20 protein-coding genes are annotated in these 20,006 nt (G+C 41.0%); 6 read left to right on the top strand and 14 right to left on the bottom strand.

What is annotated here, in order from left to right; all coding sequences use genetic code 11:
• From B2008_RS04420 to B2008_RS04430, 3 genes are all read right to left on the bottom strand, one after another.
• Window positions 1-241 (bottom strand): hypothetical protein (locus tag B2008_RS04420; protein WP_422655502.1); only part of this gene is annotated, 241 nt, incomplete at its 3' end.
• A gap of 23 nt (window positions 242-264) precedes the next feature.
• Window positions 265-552, bottom strand: coding sequence for a transposase (locus B2008_RS04425; protein WP_056970436.1), 288 nt, complete (start codon window positions 550-552; stop codon window positions 265-267).
• A gap of 142 nt (window positions 553-694) precedes the next feature.
• Window positions 695-1,552 carry an IS982 family transposase gene (locus tag B2008_RS04430; protein WP_281830021.1) on the bottom strand — a complete coding sequence of 286 codons (858 nt, stop codon included), beginning with the start codon at window positions 1,550-1,552 and terminating at the stop codon, window positions 695-697.
• Window positions 1,553-1,769: 217 nt separating this feature from the next.
• On the opposite strand from B2008_RS04430, the gene B2008_RS04435 reads away from it, so the two are divergent.
• From B2008_RS04435 to B2008_RS04445, 3 genes are all read left to right on the top strand, one after another.
• On the top strand, window positions 1,770-2,567 hold the full coding sequence (locus B2008_RS04435; protein WP_286822366.1) for a hypothetical protein: 798 nt from the start codon (window positions 1,770-1,772) through the stop codon (window positions 2,565-2,567).
• Window positions 2,568-2,735: 168 nt separating this feature from the next.
• Complete coding sequence (locus tag B2008_RS04440) at window positions 2,736-4,028, top strand: glycosyltransferase family 2 protein (protein WP_281830081.1); 1,293 nt, start codon at window positions 2,736-2,738, stop codon at window positions 4,026-4,028.
• Window positions 4,029-4,043: 15 nt separating this feature from the next.
• On the top strand, window positions 4,044-5,189 hold the full coding sequence (locus tag B2008_RS04445) for a glycosyl hydrolase family 8 (RefSeq protein ID WP_281830025.1): 1,146 nt from the start codon (window positions 4,044-4,046) through the stop codon (window positions 5,187-5,189).
• Here B2008_RS04445 and B2008_RS04450 read toward each other — a convergent pair.
• Window positions 5,113-5,568: a HEPN domain-containing protein gene (locus tag B2008_RS04450; protein ID WP_345739795.1), complete on the bottom strand. Its 456-nt coding sequence runs from the start codon at window positions 5,566-5,568 to the stop codon at window positions 5,113-5,115. The two genes, B2008_RS04445 and B2008_RS04450, sit on opposite strands and share 77 nt — an antisense overlap.
• A gap of 236 nt (window positions 5,569-5,804) precedes the next feature.
• Between B2008_RS04450 and B2008_RS04455 the strand changes: the two genes are divergently transcribed.
• Window positions 5,805-6,005, top strand: coding sequence for a cold-shock protein (locus tag B2008_RS04455; RefSeq protein WP_281830027.1), 201 nt, complete (start codon window positions 5,805-5,807; stop codon window positions 6,003-6,005).
• Window positions 6,006-6,099: 94 nt separating this feature from the next.
• Here B2008_RS04455 and B2008_RS04460 read toward each other — a convergent pair whose 3' ends face one another.
• The 4 genes from B2008_RS04460 to B2008_RS04475 all read right to left on the bottom strand — a co-directional run bounded on the left by B2008_RS04460 (window position 6,100) and on the right by B2008_RS04475 (window position 10,082).
• Window positions 6,100-7,431, bottom strand: coding sequence for an ISL3 family transposase (locus B2008_RS04460; protein ID WP_286822368.1), 1,332 nt, complete (start codon window positions 7,429-7,431; stop codon window positions 6,100-6,102).
• Between the two features lie 54 nt (window positions 7,432-7,485).
• The gene (locus tag B2008_RS04465; protein WP_281830031.1) at window positions 7,486-7,794 is read right to left on the bottom strand and encodes a hypothetical protein; all 309 of its coding nucleotides are present in this window, start codon (window positions 7,792-7,794) and stop codon (window positions 7,486-7,488) included.
• Window positions 7,795-8,194: 400 nt separating this feature from the next.
• Window positions 8,195-9,547, bottom strand: coding sequence for a 23S rRNA (uracil(1939)-C(5))-methyltransferase RlmD (gene rlmD, locus B2008_RS04470; RefSeq protein ID WP_281830033.1), 1,353 nt, complete (start codon window positions 9,545-9,547; stop codon window positions 8,195-8,197).
• A gap of 46 nt (window positions 9,548-9,593) precedes the next feature.
• On the bottom strand, window positions 9,594-10,082 hold the full coding sequence (locus tag B2008_RS04475) for an adenylate kinase (protein WP_281830035.1): 489 nt from the start codon (window positions 10,080-10,082) through the stop codon (window positions 9,594-9,596).
• Between the two features lie 357 nt (window positions 10,083-10,439).
• Here B2008_RS04475 and nhaC point away from each other — a divergent pair, with 357 nt between their 5' ends.
• Both nhaC and B2008_RS04485 read left to right on the top strand, forming a co-directional pair.
• Window positions 10,440-11,816 (top strand): Na+/H+ antiporter NhaC, encoded by a 1,377-nt coding sequence (nhaC, locus tag B2008_RS04480; protein WP_281830036.1) that lies wholly within the window; start codon window positions 10,440-10,442, stop codon window positions 11,814-11,816.
• Window positions 11,817-11,903: 87 nt separating this feature from the next.
• Window positions 11,904-12,617, top strand: coding sequence for a Bax inhibitor-1/YccA family protein (locus tag B2008_RS04485; RefSeq protein ID WP_281830038.1), 714 nt, complete (start codon window positions 11,904-11,906; stop codon window positions 12,615-12,617).
• A gap of 62 nt (window positions 12,618-12,679) precedes the next feature.
• Here the strand turns inward: B2008_RS04485 and B2008_RS04490 are convergent, their stop codons facing one another.
• Genes B2008_RS04490 through ligA form a run of 6 tightly spaced genes read right to left on the bottom strand, consistent with a single transcriptional unit; the run spans window position 12,680 to window position 19,986 of the window.
• Window positions 12,680-13,600 (bottom strand): diacylglycerol kinase family lipid kinase, encoded by a 921-nt coding sequence (locus tag B2008_RS04490; RefSeq protein ID WP_281830040.1) that lies wholly within the window; start codon window positions 13,598-13,600, stop codon window positions 12,680-12,682.
• A 28-nt stretch (window positions 13,601-13,628) separates the two neighbouring features.
• The gene (gene gatB / locus B2008_RS04495; RefSeq protein ID WP_281830042.1) at window positions 13,629-15,059 is read right to left on the bottom strand and encodes an Asp-tRNA(Asn)/Glu-tRNA(Gln) amidotransferase subunit GatB; all 1,431 of its coding nucleotides are present in this window, start codon (window positions 15,057-15,059) and stop codon (window positions 13,629-13,631) included.
• Between the two features lie 4 nt (window positions 15,060-15,063).
• Entirely contained in the window at window positions 15,064-16,503 is a 1,440-nt protein-coding gene (gene gatA / locus B2008_RS04500; protein WP_281830043.1) for an Asp-tRNA(Asn)/Glu-tRNA(Gln) amidotransferase subunit GatA, read from the bottom strand.
• On the bottom strand, window positions 16,503-16,811 hold the full coding sequence (gene gatC, locus B2008_RS04505) for an Asp-tRNA(Asn)/Glu-tRNA(Gln) amidotransferase subunit GatC (protein ID WP_006352756.1): 309 nt from the start codon (window positions 16,809-16,811) through the stop codon (window positions 16,503-16,505). The genes gatA and gatC overlap by 1 nt, the downstream gene beginning before the upstream one ends.
• 11 nt (window positions 16,812-16,822) lie before the next feature.
• Window positions 16,823-17,962 carry a CamS family sex pheromone protein gene (locus B2008_RS04510; RefSeq protein WP_281830044.1) on the bottom strand — a complete coding sequence of 380 codons (1,140 nt, stop codon included), beginning with the start codon at window positions 17,960-17,962 and terminating at the stop codon, window positions 16,823-16,825.
• A gap of 14 nt (window positions 17,963-17,976) precedes the next feature.
• Window positions 17,977-19,986, bottom strand: a complete 2,010-nt coding sequence (ligA, locus tag B2008_RS04515; protein WP_281830045.1) for an NAD-dependent DNA ligase LigA — start codon at window positions 19,984-19,986, stop codon at window positions 17,977-17,979.
• Window positions 19,987-20,006 lie beyond the last annotated feature (20 nt).

A 20,006-nucleotide genomic window follows, 5' to 3' on the forward strand; every position in this document is an offset into this window, starting at 1 on the left:
AGTCATGAGGAATATATCCTTTTGAGCGAAGTTCTTGGGTGATTTTGCCGGCACCGTAAATACAAAGGCTTTTGAGCCAAATTGCTTTAATTTCACCTTGAATAAACTTCTTCCGAAGCTTTCGCGGTGATTGATGATTACGACGTATTTCTCGTTGATAGTAACCGCTTCTTGAGATTCCAACATAATTACACATACCATTGATAGAAGGGTGGGATTCCGAAGCGTGCTGAACGTCCATTTCTCGTTATACCTTTTCGGTAGTTACTTGCTCAGAATCCCGATTGATTTTTTTAACACTTCGATCGCTCCTTCAGCGTCACGAAGTTGACGCTTTAGTCGTGCAGTCTCCTTGTCCTTATCGCTGGCAAAATTACCAGATCCACGGCCAAACTCCCCAGTCCCAGTAAACAGCTTAATCCATTTATGCAATGTACTAGCTCCGATACCTAGATTCTTGCTCATCTCATTCACGGTCATGTGATCCTTGTTATCTAAGTAATACTGAACTGCTTGTTCCTTAAATTCCTTGTCATAACTGTGCTTCGTCATTATTTGATCCTCCAATTTACATCCTTTCAAAAGTGTTTTAAAACAAATTTAGGTACGAAAAGCCCAGAGCTCATCAGAGCTCCAGTCTATTTTCGTGCTTTCAAGTTTCAGTTGTATAATTATATTATGGATACGCGTGGTGCTAGTTAAATCGTTCTAGACAATAAGCCAAATTATAAGCTAAAATTGCAATTTCTAACCGGCTTTGAAAGCCTATCAGACTACGTGCTCGATTGTTCTCGGCATTGTAATAGGTCAGAAGCGAAAAGTCGCTTTCAATTGTTCTGCGAATAGCCATCAATTGATGATCATTGTGCTTTTTAGCTCCTGTCATATTTTTACGATATGGTGTCCAAAGTTCATAACCCATTTGTTTTAGCTGTTGATGCAGTTCTTTGCCTAAATAGCCTTCGTCGCCAAGAAGATAGTAATTAGATGGATGGGTATTTTTCATCAGTTCAACTGTCTCCCTGGCATCATGAACTGATGCTTTTGTTACGACATAATCAAGAATGTAACCGTCATCGCTAACAATGGCATGAACTTTGAAACCATAAAAGTAAATTTTCTTGGTGGCCTTATAACCAATGTTGGCATAACCGCGAAAAATTTTAGCACGATAGTTGCGAATTGGTTGGCAAACAGGTACCGGAAAGCTGTCAATGATCAAGAACTGTCCATTCAGGTCAACCTTTTTATTCATTTCTTGCCGTATCTGATAAATCAATTGCAATAGCTGACGTGAACGTCGATTAAAACGTGAGTGTGATAAACAATTGAAACATTCACAGAATCTTCTTTGTGATTCAATTCCTGTCTTAGCTTGCCAGATAAGTAAAGCCAAAATCAGACTGTCCGTAGTTTTAATTTGATCAATATTTCGCCGATGAGTAAACTCAGCCGGTGCATACAAACGATACCAGTGCCGACAAATTATCACTAAATCTTTAAAACTAACTTGTAAATGGTGGCTAAAACGCTTAAGCTTAAGGCAGTTCAATCAGATCAGACTCTTTTCTATTGAATACTACAACTTGAGTCTAGTCCGATTGGACTTTTTTATTAACTAAAACGATTTAACTAGCACCACGCGTTATGGATATATTTATCCATACCTTCGAAATATAGCAAAGGAGATTTTGAAATTGATACGACGACATATAGTTGGATTCGGCCTGACTACCCTTTTCCTGAGGGGGGCCCTAATTGCAGTTTTAATGTGGTGGGCAGGAAATTACTCAACCACCGTGGCGACAGCTATACTGATCCTGGTTCTTTTGGGAAACGCAGCTGGGACGCTGATTTCCAACATCTTATTGAGTTGGCTGATTATCGGCCTGTCAACCATCGGGATTGCAATCCTGATGATGGGTTACGTTGTGATGACGATTCCAATCAAGATCGGTCTGCTGTTGGCCTTCCCAGTCTGTGCCAGCCTGACTACGCTCAGCCGGTCAATCCTTTCTGCTTGGGTAGGGATTGATCGTAATTGCTCTGAGATCAATAGTTATGTGGAACACTATGACCAGATCACTAAATTGCATACAAAGTACAACGCTCAGAAGATTTACAAAAAGGCTCTGCGGTTTGTCATGGAGGATCAGTGTGATAGTCAGTGGCTTAATATCACCGCAATCCATTTGTCACACAATCGACAGATCCGGCAGTTTCATAAGCGTGCATATAACGAGATGCTGCGGAAAATTGCTAAGGTCCTGAAGGATGACCGGCTTCCCTCCGAAGCGCTTTACTATATTGGCCACGGAACATTTCTGATTATCTCGTTCAACCTGACCAAGCAGACCTATGATCACCGGAATGCTCTGACGCGTCAAAGTCTGCAGAAACTAAAGATCGGTCAGGCAACACCGCAGTTTAAGTGGGGTACCAAGTACATTAATAAAGACAATGCTGCCAAGTTTCCGGAGCTTAAGGAGATCATACGCCATCTCAACCGCGATATGGAAGCGGACCTGATAGTGGAATATATGAAGGAGGATAATGCAAATGGTTAATTGGTTTTTCTGGTTGGCAATGGGGATTACCCTTATTTTCTTCATCCTTGTCATGATTCTCTTCGTTCTCCAGTGTACAATTTACTCGCGGGTTGAGAAAACATGGCTTCACTACGACAAACAGCACTACGCAAAGGGGGATGATGACTAGTGGTTCAAGAGATACTGATGATTATCACTTTGGCCTCCATCTGGATTTGCCTCTTCATGCAGATCTTTACCCTGAGCGGGGCTATTGATTTCTGGCTCAAACACAGTACCAAGGTGATTAAAATTACCCCACTGCCGCGCTACCCGATGATCACGATCGTCGTCCCCGCCCATAACGAGGAGGTCGTGATCGCCCAAACTACGCGGGCAATCCTTGATATGAACTACCCGGCAGACCGGGTGGAACTGCTCCTCTATGCGGATAACTGTGCGGATAAGACGGTTGATGAGATGCGGCGGGTGCTTGCTGATCCGCGCTATCGCAGTCGCAATGTTAAAATTATTGAACGGACCGGATCCGGCGCCAAGGCTGGGGTTCTTAACGATGCCCTTAAAATAGCTCATGGCGACTACATTGGGGTCTACGATGCCGATGCAATGCCAGAAACCAATGCCCTCTATTTCCTGGTGCGGAAGGCACTGGAAAATCCGGAACGCTACGTTGCCGTCTTTGGGCGGAACAAGACCCGCAATGCGCAACAGAATTTCCTGACTAAGTGCATTAACCAAGAGATTGTCATTACCCAGCGGATCCAGCACTGTGGTATCTGGCACCTGTTCCGGATTGGCCGCATCCCCGGCACGAACTTCATCATTCAGCGCCAGTTTGTCCAGGAGATTGGCGGCTGGCGCAATGGAGCCTTGACCGAGGATACCGACATTTCGTTCAAGATCATGCAGACTGGGAAACTGATCGCCCTCGCCTACAATTCCGAGGCCTTTCAGCAGGAGCCGGAACGGCTGCATGACTATTATGTCCAACGGTTGCGATGGGCGAAGGGCAACTACCAAGTGGTCATTCATAACTTCCGCCACCTGTTCGATCACAGCAACTGGCGGGTTAAGCTCGAAACCTTCTACTACTCCTGCACCTTCTTCTGGTTTAACGCTGCCATTGTCCTATCTGATATTATCTTTCTCGCCAACGTCGGCTTTATTATTGCCCGGTTCTTCAACCCGTACCTAGTAATTCCGTTTACTTTTGGCGAGAGTAATATTTTAATTATGCAGGTATTATTACTGAACTGGCTTCTGATGATTATCCTGTATATTCTTCAGATATCAGTCGCAATGGCCACCCAATTTGGTCAGGCCACGACTCGCCAGATCTGGCTGGCACTGGCCTCGTATTTTACCTATTCGCAGCTCTTTATTGTGATTTCCATCCATGCCGTGACTTCGGTCTGCCTAGATGCCCTGCTGGGACGCAATGGTAACGTTTGGATTAAGACCAAGCGCTTTAATGACTAGTGGAAAGGAAAAGTTATGCGATTATCTAAATTTACATGGTTTCTGACGGCGCTGATAGCAATTATCTATACCGCCACCCTCATTGTTATTCGAATTGAGAGCCCTTATCATATTCAGGCTGAGAGTTACCGGCGTTGGCGAGAAACATACATCATCAAGCAATCCGCTAACCGGGCCTTTGTTAATACCAGCAACAATCGTGCCGAACCCGTTGCCCTTTCCGAGGGGCAGGGATATGGGCTCTACATTACTGCCGCGGCTGGTCAACATGGTTGGACAAAATCACGTGACTTCGACCAGTTGCTGAACTATTACCTTGCCCACCGGGATTATGTCGGCAATCACCACCAGACGCCAACCTACCTGATGCAATGGCGCCAGTACCAAAAGAATGGTCACTGGGCTAGTGATATCAACAGTGCGACCGACGGGGACCTCTTCATCGCCATGGCCCTCCACCAGGCAGCTCGGGTTTGGCCAAAGCGGGCTGGCTACTACCGGAATTTAGAACGGCACCTGACGAACGATATTCTGGCCTATGAGTATAACCCGCATACCAGATCGCTGACGGTGGGTGATTGGGCGACGAGCAAGTCAAAGTACTACCGCTTGATGCGGACGTCAGACGTGGCCCCGACCTTTTTTGACACTTTCTATCAGTCCAGCCACGACCAACGGTGGCGAATCGTAAAGGATGGGATGCTCGATCACCTTGCGGACCTCAGTGCTCAGCACCGCACCGGACTAGTTCCCGACTTTGCTTGGGTAACTGCGGACAGTGCCAAGCCCGTCAAACCGTGGACAATGGCCAGCAAGAACGATGGCAACTATTTCGCCAACGCCTGCCGGGTACCGATGATGCTTGCGAACAGCAAAGATCCCCGGGCACAGAAGACATTGACCCGCATGATGAAGTTCTTCAGCCGACGCTCATACGTATCATACGTAACAGCAGGCTACACACTGACCGGGAAGAAGCTGAATCATCACCAATCAGCCAGCTTTAGTGCCCCGATCTTTTTAGCAGTGAGTCGCAACCGAAACCACGGGTATGACAACCTATTTTCAAGTCAGAAATTTATCTTTAGCAAGCCATTGCCAAAGGATAATTACTATGACGCCACACTAACCACGATTGCGGCAATGGAAGGGTTGAATTAATAATGAAAAAGAAAATAATGACGGTCTTCGGCACCCGGCCCGAGGCAATCAAATGCACTAACTTATAAGGATTAGATACCGCCATATTTTCTCTATCTCCGTGTGTTAGGAATACCCTTGTGCTTACAAGCTTTCCAATCCAATCATCTGTATTTCCAACGTGTTCAGATAATAGCTCTCTATAGGATTCAGGCAATTCCTCAATAAATTTGTTTATTTTATCCCTCAAAGTAAGACGTTCATTTCTAAAATACGATTCAATGCCTTGCGTATAATTGACAAGATCATTTTCAATTACCGACCTGTAGTTAACCGTTAACAAATAGTCATCCACCAGTAACTGTAACTCTTTTGAGGAACTTACCCAATTATTTATCACACTGAGCAACTCCGATTGGACATCATTATAGTCATATGAAAAACTGTGCGCTTGAATTATTTAGGGTTGCATACAGCGAATTAAAGTGTTAAAGTTAATTAAATTGACATGTACGGAAGTTATAAGTATCATTCATCTTTGCTATCTATTATTCATTCATCTTTGCTATCTATTATTTTCTTAAATGTTAATTCAATTTTGTTACTTTGGTTTGATTCCTAGGAGGATATATATATATGCAAAAAGGTACTGTAAAATGGTTTAATGCTAATAAGGGCTTTGGGTTTATCACTGGTTCAGATGGTAAAGATGTATTCGTACACGTTTCATCAATTAAAACTGACGGTTTTAAGACTCTTGAGGAAGGGCAAAAAGTTAGTTACGATGTTGAACAAGGCGATCGAGGACCTAAAGCAACTAATGTTGTTCCACAATAATTTGTCTAATATTATGAAGAACTGCTTTTGATGGAGTAGTTCTTTTTTATGGCTCTTCGTCAAGAAGTACTGATAGAAAAATTTGAATAACTTTTCAAACAGCTCGTGTCTGAGATTGGACATGAGCTGTTCTTTTATTCTTCCAGTTGATGGCAAAGTATGAGTTAGGAAGGGCAAGCAGGATTCGAGCCCGAAAATTAAAGAAGTTACGAAAGCCATAAGCAGTTCGTTTAATAACTTTGATCTTATTGTTAGTTCCTTCGACTGGACCATTCGTGTAGTCACCATATTTAAAGCTGGTGATAATCTCTTTACGATGCCTCCGGAGAGTCCGTTGAACTTTTTGAAGTGATTGGGGAAGCTGGGTCCATTTAATCGCGAGTAAATGATTGAGTTCATCCTTACTACGATGATTGATCGCGAGAATAAGGTCCTGATAATAACGATAAGCTTGTTTAAGATCATCATTGAAAGCCAGTAAGCGTTGAATAACTTCAACGTCGGTCAACTGAGTATAGCCAAAATTACGACGTGACCAATAGTTATCATATTTGAGTAACCCCGCTGGGGTTAGGATTAATTTCCAGAAATGCTTGAGTGCCCGCCATTGATGGCTCCCATTGCCAGCTTGGTTCATAGCTTTAACCCGAATTTTATTCAAAGCCCGGTAAGCTTGAGCGACCACATGAAAGTGGTCGGCAATAATTATGGCATGGGGAAATAGTTCATGAATAAGATGACGATAAGGCGTATACAGGTCAACCGTAACCGTGCGCACTGCCAGACGAGCCGCACGATCGTAGCGCAGAAAGTAATTACGCAAGTAGCGATTACGTCGTGACAGAATAATATCAATGGTACGATGATTTTCAATGTTCATCAGGATCATACTCATTCCACTGGGTGCAAAGCGACCAGATTTAAAATCATCAAAGGCAATATGGCGAGGTAACCAATGATAGTTTGGTTTGAAAAATTGATCCAGGTTAAAGATAACCCGTCTAACAGTCCAGTCAGAGATTCCCAGTTCCTTGGCGATATCAATTTGGGACTCATTGGTAGTTAGTTGTATCATCACCTGTTGTTTAATTGCTTGGCTGATGTGATGACGATATTTAATGTCCTTGACCTTAGCCAACTCCGTAATCGTTGATGGACAAGCTGATGAAGGTTTACAAAGATACTTTTGATTACGAATCGACCAAATAGTTGGTTGGTAATGTAGACTTGGTCCCAGTACGTTAACTATTTTGAAGCCATTTTTAAGCATTAATTGGCCGCAACGCGGGCAGCGTAAAGGATAAGACTGAATGAGATGAACAACCACTTGGTTATCATGGCTTTCAATCACATTTTTGAAATGGGCAGTATCTAATTCTAAGTGGGAATCTTTAATCCCAAGGGCAGTTCTGGTAGAATAACCCATGAAAGATGGTCCTTTCTTTAAACGAAGACGGGGGTTCGAGCCATCTTTCGTTTTTTATTTTAAATCAAAGAATTGAATCTTTTCAATGCTTAATCCCGGATGATTAAAAGAACTACCTACTCTGTATCCAATTCCGCGGATAATTTCTCCATATTCAGAAATCCCACAAATATCATATGGTGATGAACTATTAAATTGTTCAGTTTTATCACAAAAAGCAGGTGATATCTCGAATACAGAATCCTGACCAGCATTATATTTTAAAAAACCGGAAGAGCCGGAATTTTGATTGTCATTAAGAAACCAGTAGGCCTTTACCTCAAAATTCTGAAACATATTCTTATCACTTATTTTATTTTTCATGAAAGCACCTTCATTCGTAATCATCATGTTTATTCTATATGTATTTAAAAAGAATAATTTTTGTCATATACGTCGAGTATACAACTCTCCTGCGAATTTTCGATATTTTAACCGAATTGGCATAAATTCAATATTATTTTTGTTAACTCAATCCTTAGTACCAAACTGACCGATTCATACATACCACAAACGCTACCATATCAACGCTCACCTCTACTTTCACTACCCTAATCAACACAACCTGCCAAACTGGACATTCGCCTACTCGACTATCGAAATAGGACATAGAACACTCGACCCACCAGTTTCAAATAGAAAAAGTGTGCTAATTCCAATCGTAAAAATTAGAATTAGTACACTTTTCATCACTTATAAATGCCATTATAACGCGGTTTGTCGTCTATTTTTCTGTGCGTTCAAGGACCGTAACAGATTCCACATGCGGAGTCTGCGGGAACATATCTACCGGACTTATTTCATCAAAATGATAGCCCTTTTCTTGGAGCAACTGCAGATCACGGATTTGTGTGGCAGGATTGCATGAAATATAGACAATCCTCTTCGGCTTAGTAGCGGCAGCCGCATTAATAAATTCAGGCGTTAATCCTTTTCGTGGCGGATCAACAAAAATCACGTCTGTCTTAAGTCCTTCACTAGCCCAGCGTGGCATTACATCTTCTGCCTTGCCAGTGACATATTGGGCATTTTCAATGCCATTCAATTTTGCATTGGCATTAGCATCTTCTACCGCTTCACGAATCGTTTCCATTCCACGAACCGCCTTAACATGCTTAGCTACGCTTAAGCCAATAGTTCCGATACCAGAATAAGCATCGACAACAACGTCATTTGCCTTTAAATCTGCCTTTTTAATTGCCAAATCATATAAACGCGGCGTCTGTAAAGAATTGATTTGGAAGAAGCTCTTTGGTGAAATCCAGAATTCAACATCCCCGATTTTATCAATCAAATGATCTTCGCCCAAAACAACATAGTCATTTCTGCCCAAAATTACATTCGTCTTCTTGGGATTGTAGTTCAAAATGACGCTGCTTATTTCTGGAATTTGACTGATTTCAGCGGCTACTTTTGGCAATTGTGGAAAATCTTTATGCAGGCAAACCAGAATCACCATTAGTTTGCCATTAGCCTTGCTGCGTCGAACATCTAGGTAACGCACTTCACCTTTGTGATGAATTTCATCGTAAGCCGGAACTTCATATTTCCGCAAAATATCACGTGTAGCAACTAAAACGCGATCAATTTCAGGATCAGTTGTAAAGAAATTGGTCAGAGGAACCAGATCATGAGAATGCCGTCTGAAGAAGCCAATTTCAAGCTGACCATTAACTTCTCTAACTGGTACTTGTGCCTTATTGCGGTAGCCGGTTTGTTCAGGACTAGGCAAAGTTTCATTAACTTTAACTCCGTCTAAGTGAGCCTTCTTAAGCAGATTAACAACTTGATTGCGTTTAAATTCAAGCTGCTTATCGTACTTAATATGCGCTAAAGAGGCCAAACCAGTTTGTACCCACTGATTCAATTTGACATTGATTCGATCAGGACTTTCTTTAAGAATCTTTTCAATTTTGGCAAAAGCAAAACGCTTTTTAACTTTCAAAATTTTTGCCTTAACCGTTTCGCCTGGCAAAGCATTATTTACAAAAACGGTTAAGCCCTCATAATGAGCCACTCCCATGGCTTCATAAGAAAGGTCAGTAATTTCTAGTTCAACAATTTGATTTTTTTCCATTTGACTCGCTCAATTCCTTCACAAAACTTTTACCGATAAAATGCTGTTAAAGCCTATCTAAAAATTTATTTGCTTCATCTCGAGAATGAAAAACAAACTGATTTTTATTCGGAAAACGATTAAGAGTAGCCCGCAGCTTAGGTAACTTATCGGTCTTAAAAGTTTGGATATAATTCATAAATTCAGGATCCTCTTTTTCTTCGATCCAAGGCATATCAGGACGTTTCTTGCCTATTCTGGCTCGCACGCCGTTTAAACAAACTTCAGTTGGATAATCTAACAAAAAGATGGTATCACATCGCAATAAGCGCATCGTTAAAGAAAAACTATAATTGCCATCCATAATCCAAGTTGGTTTTTGCAATTCTTTAGCTAGACGTTGATTAAAAACATCTCTTGAAACAGTTGTTTTATCGCTATTCCATAGCAAGCGATCAAGATAGCAGATCGGCAAGGCAGTTTTCTGATTTAGTTTTCGACTAAAAGTGCTTTTGCCACTACCCGGACAGCCTAATACCAGGACTCTTTTCATCATATCACCCCTAAATCGTTCTATTACTAGTATAACTTATTTTTATTTTCGAATTGAGTGCGAGAGAAAATTATTTTGATGAAAAGTATTGACAGCTTTTTTTAATCTTGCTATCATAATGCACAACAATAAATAAACAAGTAGTTGCTTCGTTCAGCGTTCAGAGAACTGGTGGTAGGTGCAAACCAGACAGGCGAAATTAGCGAAATACATCGTAAAGCGAGTTGTTCGGAAATATTCAGAGCCGTTATCATCTGATAGAGTTTGAGGTCTATTCCTTAAAATATGGGTGGTACCGCGGTTGTTTAATCGTCCCGTTGACATTATTGTCAGCGGAATTTTTTGTTTGGAGGGAAAAATATGAAAAAGAAGGTTTCTTTTGGTGAATCAATTATCATCCTTGTAATCTTGCTTTTAATCCTGGAAACTGCCGTTATCAAATTTGGGCTTTCCCCAGAAGTACCAGTTTTATTCACAGTCTTGCTATTAACTTTCTGGGCCAAAATTCGCGGCTTTTCTTGGCAAGATATTCAAAACGGAATTAAAGAAGGGATTAGCGTTGCGATTATCCCTATCTTTATCTTTATTTTAATCGGAGCTTTGATCGGGCTTTGGATTCAAGCCGGAATTATTCCATCAATCATGGTTTTAGGTTTCCATTTGATTAACGGCGAATTCTTCCTGCCATCAGTCTTTGTGGTCTGCTCCATCGTTGGGGTCGCAATCGGAAGTGGCTTTACCACTATTTCAACGGTTGGAATTGCCCTCTTTGGTATTGGTGCCAGCATGAATGCCAATCCTGCTTTGGTAGCTGGTGCAATTATTTCCGGTGCGGTCTTTGGCGATAAAATGTCACCCCTTTCTGATTCAACCAACCTTTCATCAGCAGTCGCTGAAAGTGAATTGTTTGCTCACATTAAGAATATGATGTGGTCCACTATTCCATCTTTCGTTGTTTCCTTCATTCTCTTCTGGATTCTAGGCAGCAGTGGTCAAATGGACTTAACTAAGATTGAACGTACATCCAGCATTTTGCAGCAACACCTTGTAATTAGTTGGTGGGCAATTGTACCAATTATCTTAATGCTGATCTGTGCTTGGAGAAAAATCCCTGCAATTCCTACTTTATTTATTAATATTGCAGCCACTGTAATTATGATTTTTATCATTAATCCTCATTTTTCAATTACAGCGCTAAATAATTTAATTATGAACGGCTTTGTTGCTAAAACAAGCGACAGCTCCGTCAACAGTCTATTAACCCGTGGTGGTATTTCCAGCATGATGGGCACTGTAGCTTTGATTATCTCAACTCTTTCTTTGGGCGGAATGCTGATGAAGTTCAACATCGTTCAAAGTGCGATGGAACCTCTTGTTAAGTATTTGAAGAAACCTGGTTGTTTAATCACAGTTACTATTCTTTCTGGTATCTGCATCAATCTTTTCGTTGGTGAACAATACTTGTCTGTAATTTTGCCAGGACGTGCTTTCAAATCTGCCTACGATAAAATTGGTCTTGCGCCTTTAGCTTTAAGTCGTGTGCTTGAAGACGGTGGTAGTGTAATCAACTACTTGATTCCTTGGGGTGTTGCTGGTTCATTTGCCGCTTCAACCTTGGGCGTACCAGTTTTAGCATTCTTGCCATTTACCTTCTTCAGTTTACTGTCACCAGTTTTCTCCATTATCAGTGGTGTAACTGGAATCGGCTTAAAGTGGTCAAAGAAGCCTACTAAATAATAATTAAATTTTAAGATTATTCTTTAATCCTTTCTATTTTTGTGATAGCTTATTAATGAGTATCTCTATAATAGAAAGGATCTTTTTATGGATAACTTTTCAAACAATCCTGGACGTCGTCAAGTTCAGGACATCTCAGCTGTTAATAGTTTTTTGACTAAAACTTACAGCATTATGGCTTTAGCTGTTTTAGTCTCAGCTTTAACTGCATTTTTATCAACTACCGTATTTAAGGCAGCCTTTGTCGCACTTTTCAGCAACAAAGCTTCCGCATGGATTATTTTGTTCTTGCCTTTGATTCTTAGTTTTGCAATCAGCTTTAGAGCAACACGCAATCCAGTTGCAAGTTTTGTAATGCTGATGATCATGGCTGTAGCCTACGGTTTGACTTTTGCGATCATCTGCGCCGCTTACACTGGTGCTACAGTTGCAACTGCCTTTGTATCAGCCGCTGCAGTCTTTATCACAATGGCAGTTTACGGTACGGTCACTAAACGTGACTTGGCCAACATCGGCTCTTATGTCATCGCTGCTTTAATTGGTTTCATCGTAGCAACTATTGTTAACATGTTCCTCAGAAACCCAATGATCACTTACATTTTCGCCTATATCGGTGTTTTGATCTTTGTTGGTTTAACTGCTTGGAATGCTCAACAAATGAAGACAATTTACGCTAAGTATGCTGATCAAACCAATTCTTTAGGTTTGGCTACTGCTGGAGCTTTGCAACTATACCTTGATTTCGTGAACTTATTCATGTTCTTCCTTCAAATCTTTGGTATGGGCGGCGACCGTCGTTAATCAGCTTTAATTTAAGCAAAAAAATAAGTCTAGTTTTTCAACTAGGCTTATTTTTTTAACTCTTAGCGACCAACATAAAATTCAATGTGCTGCTTTAAGTTATCAAAGCTTACTGGGCAATAGCCGCCAATTTCACCATCAAGGTTAACCGGCAAATCTTTTCCTTCACTCTTGCCAATTAATTCAGTTTTCAAACTATGAGTCTTTGTGTAAATAATATTCGGATCATCAACGTGCTTGCCATTTAACGCAAGGGCCATCAATTTCAGCAAATTGCCAGGATCTGATGGCTTGACAACGATTAATTGGAATAATCCATCGCTTAATTGGGCATCTGGCATAATCTGTTCAAAACCGCCGATTGAGTTGGTCATTCCAAGCAAGAACATTGATAATTTACCTTCATAAACGCCATCGTCATAGGTCAAGCGCATTTCATTCTCGGTCAAATGCGGCAGCATTTCTGCACCCTTAATAAGGTATGCCGTATAACCTAAGGCCGACTTGATTTCTGAAGGTACACCATAAGTCAATTCAGTTAAAGAACCACTAGCGGCAATATTGACAAAGTATTGCGTTTCTTTGTTAAAACATGCCTTGCCAATGTCCATTTTGCGCGTTTTATTTTTCAAAATGACCTTAGCAGCATCCGGGATATTATCACGCGGAATGCCCAGTGCTCGAGCGTAGTCATTAGTAGTGCCGGCCGGAATAATTGCCATCTTTGGTCTATCTTCCAAAAAAGCGATTCCGTTTACTACTTCATTAATTGTACCGTCGCCACCAGCAGCCACAATCAGGTCAAAACCTTCTTTGGCAGCACGTGTAGCTTCATTTTGGGCACTCATTTTTTCTGGCGTGGTTCTAAAAGCACTAGCTTCATAACCAGCCTGTTCGAGAACATCCAAAATATCGGCCACATTTTTTGGCATTTGCTTGCGACCGGAGACAGGATTATAAATTAATCTTGCTTTACTAGTCATAATTACTACCTTTTTTTCTAGAATTAAATTAACGACTTGCTAATTCTTTGTTCAAAAGCTTGTTAACAACCTTTGGGTTAGCCTTACCACGAGTTTGCTTCATGATTTGACCAACTAAGAATCCAATTGCACGGTCCTTACCATTCTTGAAGTCTTCAACAGATTGTGGGTTATCATCAACAACCTTCTTAACCATTGGTTCCAAAACCGAAAGGTCTGATAATTGAACCATGCCTTTTTCTTCAACATACTTCTTAGGATCAGTACCGTTCTTAACAGTTTCAGCAAAGACTTTCTTGGCAATCTTGGATGAAATAGTACCATCTTTGATCAATTTGATCATTGCTGCCAAGTTTTCTGGCGTCAACTTAATATCAGCCAAAGTTACGCGGTTATCATTCAAATAACCGTTAACTTGCGTGTTCATCCAGTTTGCAGCCATAGTTGGATCTGCGCCAGCAGCTACAGCAGCATCGAAGAAGTCTGAGCTTTCCTTGGTTTGAAGCAAAACGTGAGCATCATAAGGCTTAATGCCAAACTTGTTAACGTAGTCATCGTAGCGTTCAAAGGCTGACTTAGGCAATTCTTTAGCGATTTCGTCAATCCAGTCTTGACTAATATGATCAGGAGCAATATCAGGTTCTGGGAAGTAACGGTAATCAGAAGCACCTTCCTTAACACGTTCCAAAACAGTCTTGCCTGTTGCTTCATCAAAACGACGAGTTGAAAGTTGAACGTGACCACCTGACAGAAGAACTTGTTCTTGACGCTTTTCTTCGTATGCAAGAGAACGACGAACGTGATCAAATGAGTTCAAGTTCTTCATTTCGACCTTGGTACCAAGTTCCTTTTGTCCAGCTGGACGAATGGAAATGTTGGTGTCGACACGCATTGAACCTTCTTCCATCTTAACGTCAGATGCACCAGTAAACTGGACAATCTTACGTAATTTTTTAAGGTATGCATATGCTTCATCTGGATCAGTCATGTCTGGTTCAGAAACAACTTCAAGAAGTGGAACACCTTGACGGTTCAAGTCAACATATGAAAATCCATTAGTACCGTGAGTGATCTTACCGGCATCCTCTTCGATGTGCATTTCGTGAATACCAATCCGCTTCTTCTTTCCGTGAACTTCTACTTCAATGTAGCCGTCACGAGCAAGTGGTTGGAAGAACTGAGTAATCTGGTAAGCCTTTGGGTTATCTGGGTAGAAGTAGTTCTTACGGTCAAAGTGAGTAGTTGGCAAAATGTGAGCGTGAGTTGCCGATGCTACCATAATTCCTAACCGGTAAACATTCTTGTTAACCATTGGTAAGACACCAGGCATAGCCCAATCGATAACGTTAGTTTCGGTGTTAGGCTTGGCACCATAAGTTACTGGTGAAGGTGAGAAAATCTTACTCTTGGTCTTTAATTCGAAGTGGACTTCTAGTCCGATAGTCGATTTAAAATTCATTCAATTAATCCTCCATTCCAGTTGGTGTTTTTTCATAAAACTTGTTGTTGCGTTCAACAAAGTCAGCAGTCTTGAAGACATTGCCTTCATCAAAACGCTTAGCCATAATTTGTAAGCCGACAGGCATACCATCAACTAAACCAGCTGGAACACTAGCTGCAGGAATACCTGCTAAGTTTGCAGAAATAGTCAAGATATCATTGTTGTACATCTTAACTGGGTCTGAAACTTCTTCACCAATACCAAATGCTGGAGTAGTGGTTACAGGCCCTACAATGACATCATTGTTTTCAAAAATATTATCAAAGTCGTTGCAGATCAAAGTTCTAACCTTAGCAGCTTGTCTGAAGAACTTATCGTATGAACCAGCTGAAAGAGCAAATGAACCTAACATGATCCGGCGCTTAACTTCTGTACCGAAACCTTCTGAACGTGATTTTACATAAACGTCAAGCAAGTTCTTAGTGTCCTTAGCACGGTAGCCATAACGAATACCATCATATCTTTGAAGGTTTGAAGAAGCTTCACTTGAAGCAATGATGTAGTAGGTTGGAACTACATACTTAGTATGTGGCAATGAAACTTCGGTGATGATTGCACCATTTTCCTTTAAAAGATCGATTTGCTTTTGAATAGCTTCACGCATATCACCATCAACAGCATCCATGTATTCCTTTGGTACAGCAACGCGAAGGCTTTTGACATCTTGACCGATAAACTTGGTAAAGTCAGGTACTTCACGAGTAGAAACAGTAGAATCATGTTCGTCAGCACCAGCAATGACATTAAGAACTTCAGCTGAGTCTTTTACACGCTTGCTCATAACACCGATTTGATCAAGTGATGAACTGAAGGCAATCAAGCCCCAACGTGATACACGACCATAAGTTGGCTTAATTCCGAAAATACCATTAAATGCAGATGGTTGACGAATAGAACCACCAGTATCTGAACCAAGAGCAGTAACAACTTGACCACTAGCAACTGCAGCTGCAGAACCACCGGATGAACCACCAGGAACCTTGTCCAAGTTCCATGGGTTATGGGTAGCACCAAAGTATGAATGTTCAGTTGATGAACCCATCGCAAATTCATCCATGTTGGTCTTACCGACAAAGGTTGCTTGTGCAGCCTTTAATTTGCAGATAACAGTTGCATCATACATTGGCATAAAGTTATCCAAAATATGACTTGCTGCAGTGGTCTTCACACCATTGGTAACAATATTGTCCTTAATTCCGATTGGAATACCAGCTAACTTGCTCTTTGAAAAATCAAGATTTTCAGCTGGCTTGGCATCATCTTCAACAGTGATCCAAGCATTTAACTTCTTGTCAGTATCTTTAATGTTTGCAACAGTATCTTTTGCTAATTGATCTGCTGAAATTTCACCACTGGCAAGTTTTTTGTTTAATGAGTCAATAGTTTCGTTTAAGTAATTCATTACTCGTTATCGTCCTTCTCAATAATTACAGGAACCTTAATGAAGCCATTAGCTTTTTCAGGAACATTTTTCATTAAAGTTTCGCGATCTTCACCTTGCCAATGTTCAGGTTTGTCTTCTCTAAAGACAGTATCACGATCAACAACTTGAACAGTTTCATCAACACCTTCAGTATCAACTTCTTGAAGTTGACTGGCCATGTTAATGATCGAACCCATTTGTTCAGTAAATTTACCGATTTCATCGTCGCCAAATTCAAGTCTTGAAAGTGTAGCAACGTGTTTAACCGTATCTTCTGTGATTTTCACTCAAATGCCTCCTATTCGCCGCCATAAATGTGGACTTGATAACTACTATCTGCTGTTTCTTTTGCAATCAATGCTTGAACATCATTGACAGAACCAATCTGAATTTCGATGGCCGTGTCATTAGACAAATATTTCTTGGCTTGTGACAAAACCAAACGCGTAAAGCTTTGAATTTGTTCATAGCCATAAAACTGAGTAGTAATTAAAATATTTTCTTGCGTCAACTTGCCATTTTCATAACGCAAAGTTGCCGTTACCCCACTAATATTAGGGAAGTAATTTTGAATTGATGTCTTAAAACTACTGAAGCTTGAAGCATCGCTGCTACTTACAGCTTTAGCACCACCAACTGTCGGTAAAACTTGTGTTTTTTCCGAAATTGATTTCCATTTAGTTATTTTACTACTATTAGCGCTAGCTGTCCCGTAAGCAAAATAACTTCCTCCAACTAAAGAGTCTTTTGAGGTATTGGAGAACAAGCCAATCGTAATTGGAACATTCTTCAAAGCCTTCTTCTTGCGCAAACGGCTAATTATTTCATTAGCCATTTTGATACCTTCGCTTCTTTGTTTGCTGTGCGAAATAGTCATTGAATATTCTGCGCCGTTTTTGGTCTTGGTGTAATAATCAACGGAATTCATCGCAAGGCCAAGGCTGATTCCACCCAAGCTGTATTTTGAGCCAGAACCAGTTAAATAATCCTGCTCGACAATTTCTTCAAGGTAATACGGATTATAGTGTTTCTTCGTACCAGCTGTCGGATTTAAACCAGTTGGATTGCTCTTGGATTTACGTGCCAGCCAGTCGGTGACAGTGGAAGCGTCCAAGTATTGACCTTCTTGGAAAGTATATGAACTAGTTGGGTAAGGCGTTTTAGAAATATTAACCAATCCCCGTTCCAGTTCGCGCGTATCAACGGAATTATCGTTATCAGTTGCCATTAAACCGTCAATTGGTGACACTTGGTAGGTACCATTTTTCAGCAATACCGTATAACCGTTTTTACCTGTATTGGTCGTTTGATTTGTCTTATTTTTTGTATTACTAGTAGTTGTTGCATTATTGGCTAAACTTGAATTCTTTAAATTGCCACAACCGCTTAAGGTAACTATCGCCCCTGCAAGGGCTAAAACTTGCAAATATCTTTTCACAATTAGTGTTTCCTTTACTTAATTTGTGCAATTGCTTCTTCTTCGGTCAAGGTCGGTACGCCTAAACTTTGAGCTTTGGTAAACTTTGAACCAGCATCCTTGCCATAAATAACATAGTCAGTTTTATGAGAAACAGATCCAGTTACTTTGGCTCCTAAAGATTGCAGTCGCTTGGTAAATTCACTTCTTGTATAATGTGCTAATTTACCTGTTAATACAACCGTTTTATTCTTAAAGAAATTGTCGGCTATTTCGGCTTCCGTCTCATCTTGACCGAGATAATCCATGTTCAGGCCACTCTCTTCAAGCTCTTCAACTAATTTTTGAGCAGCTGGCTGAGCAAAATAGGTTGTTAAACTTTCGGCAATCGTCGGTCCTATTGTATCGATTGCTGCAACTTCTTGCACGTCTGCGGCCATAATCTTAGGAAGATTTTTAAACTTTTGCGAAATTAAGCGAGCAGCCTTTGCTCCAACATGGTCAATTCCCAATCCGGTCAACAATAATTCAACTGAATTTTGCTTTGAATTATCAATCGCTGTCAAAAGATTATTAATCGATTTTTCCTTAAAGTGATCGAGCTGCTTTAAATCATCTGGAGTCAAATGATACAAGTCAGCAACATTATGAACCAAATCTCTGGCAATCAGTTGCTTGACGATTTTAGGTCCTAATCCGGCAATGTTCATCGCCTGTCTTGACGCAAAGTGGGTAATGCCCTCTTCTACTTGAGCTGGACAAGATGGATTTATGCACCGCAAGGCTACTTCATCCTCTAAGTGAACCAATTTTTGCCCACAAGAAGGACAAGTTGTCGGAATTTCATACGGCTTAGAGTCGGCCGGGCGCTTGGACAAAACAACTTCGGAAATTTCAGGAATAATGTCACCAGCCTTGTGCAACTTAACGGTATCGCCAATTCTGACATCTTTTTCTTTTAGTAAATCAGGATTGTGCAAAACTGCACGCGCAACCGTCGTTCCTGCTAATTGAACTGGATCCATCACTGCTGTCGGCGTCACTACACCGGTGCGGCCCACGGTCCATTCGATATCACGCACTACTGTTTCTTGTTCTTCAGGTGGAAACTTATAAGCAATTTCCCAACGTGGAACTTTAACGGTGCTGCCTAATTCCTGCTCAATGCCAAGATCATCAACCTTAAGAACGATCCCGTCAATACAATAGGGTAGGCTGTCACGCTTGGCCGTGTATTCATCAATAAAGTCAAAGATTTCATCTAATGTTTCTAGCTTGCGACCAGTTTGATTGGTGTGAAAACCCAATTTATGCATTTCTTCGATCGCCTGATGCTGACTAGTAATGCCCTCAGGCGGATTTACCCAAGTATAAATAAAGGTGCTTAAATCCCGCTTTTTTGTAACTTTGGCATCTAATTGCCGAAGTGAGCCAGCCGCTGCATTCCGCGGATTGGCAAAAACTTCTTTGCCGTTTTCATCCCGCTCTGCATTTAATTTGGCAAAAGCTTCTTTACCCATGTAGCATTCGCCACGCACTTCAATTGTTAACGGCTTTGGCAAAGTTTGAGGAATATCGCGAATAAAGCGTGCATTAGCAGTAACATCCTCACCGACTTGACCATTTCCTCTGGTTGATGCCCGCATCAAACGCCCATTTTGATATTCAAGCGACAATGACAAGCCATCGATTTTTAATTCAACATTGTAAGCTACCGGATGACCTACTTGCTTTTGAATTCGCTGATCAAATTCTCTTAACTCTTCTTTTGAAAAAACATCACCCATTGAAAGCATTGGAATCGGGTGTGCTACTTTAGTAAATTCCGTGTCAATTTGTCCGCCGACTCTTTGAGTAATTGAGTCCGGGGTTACCAATTCAGGAAAATCTTTTTCTAGTTCAAGCAAACGATTGTATTTTTGATCATAAACGTTGTCTTCAACTTCAGGCGCGTCTTTTGAGTAGTAAGCCTCAGCCCATTCGTCCAGCTGCTTACGCAAAGCCGCAACTTCGGTTTTAGCTTGATCAAGAGTTGTATCAGCCATTATTTTTCCTCCCGATAAAA

Source organism: Lactobacillus sp. UBA5813 (assembly GCF_002417895.1).
Taxonomy (GTDB): Bacteria; Bacillota; Bacilli; order Lactobacillales; family Lactobacillaceae; genus Lactobacillus; species Lactobacillus amylolyticus.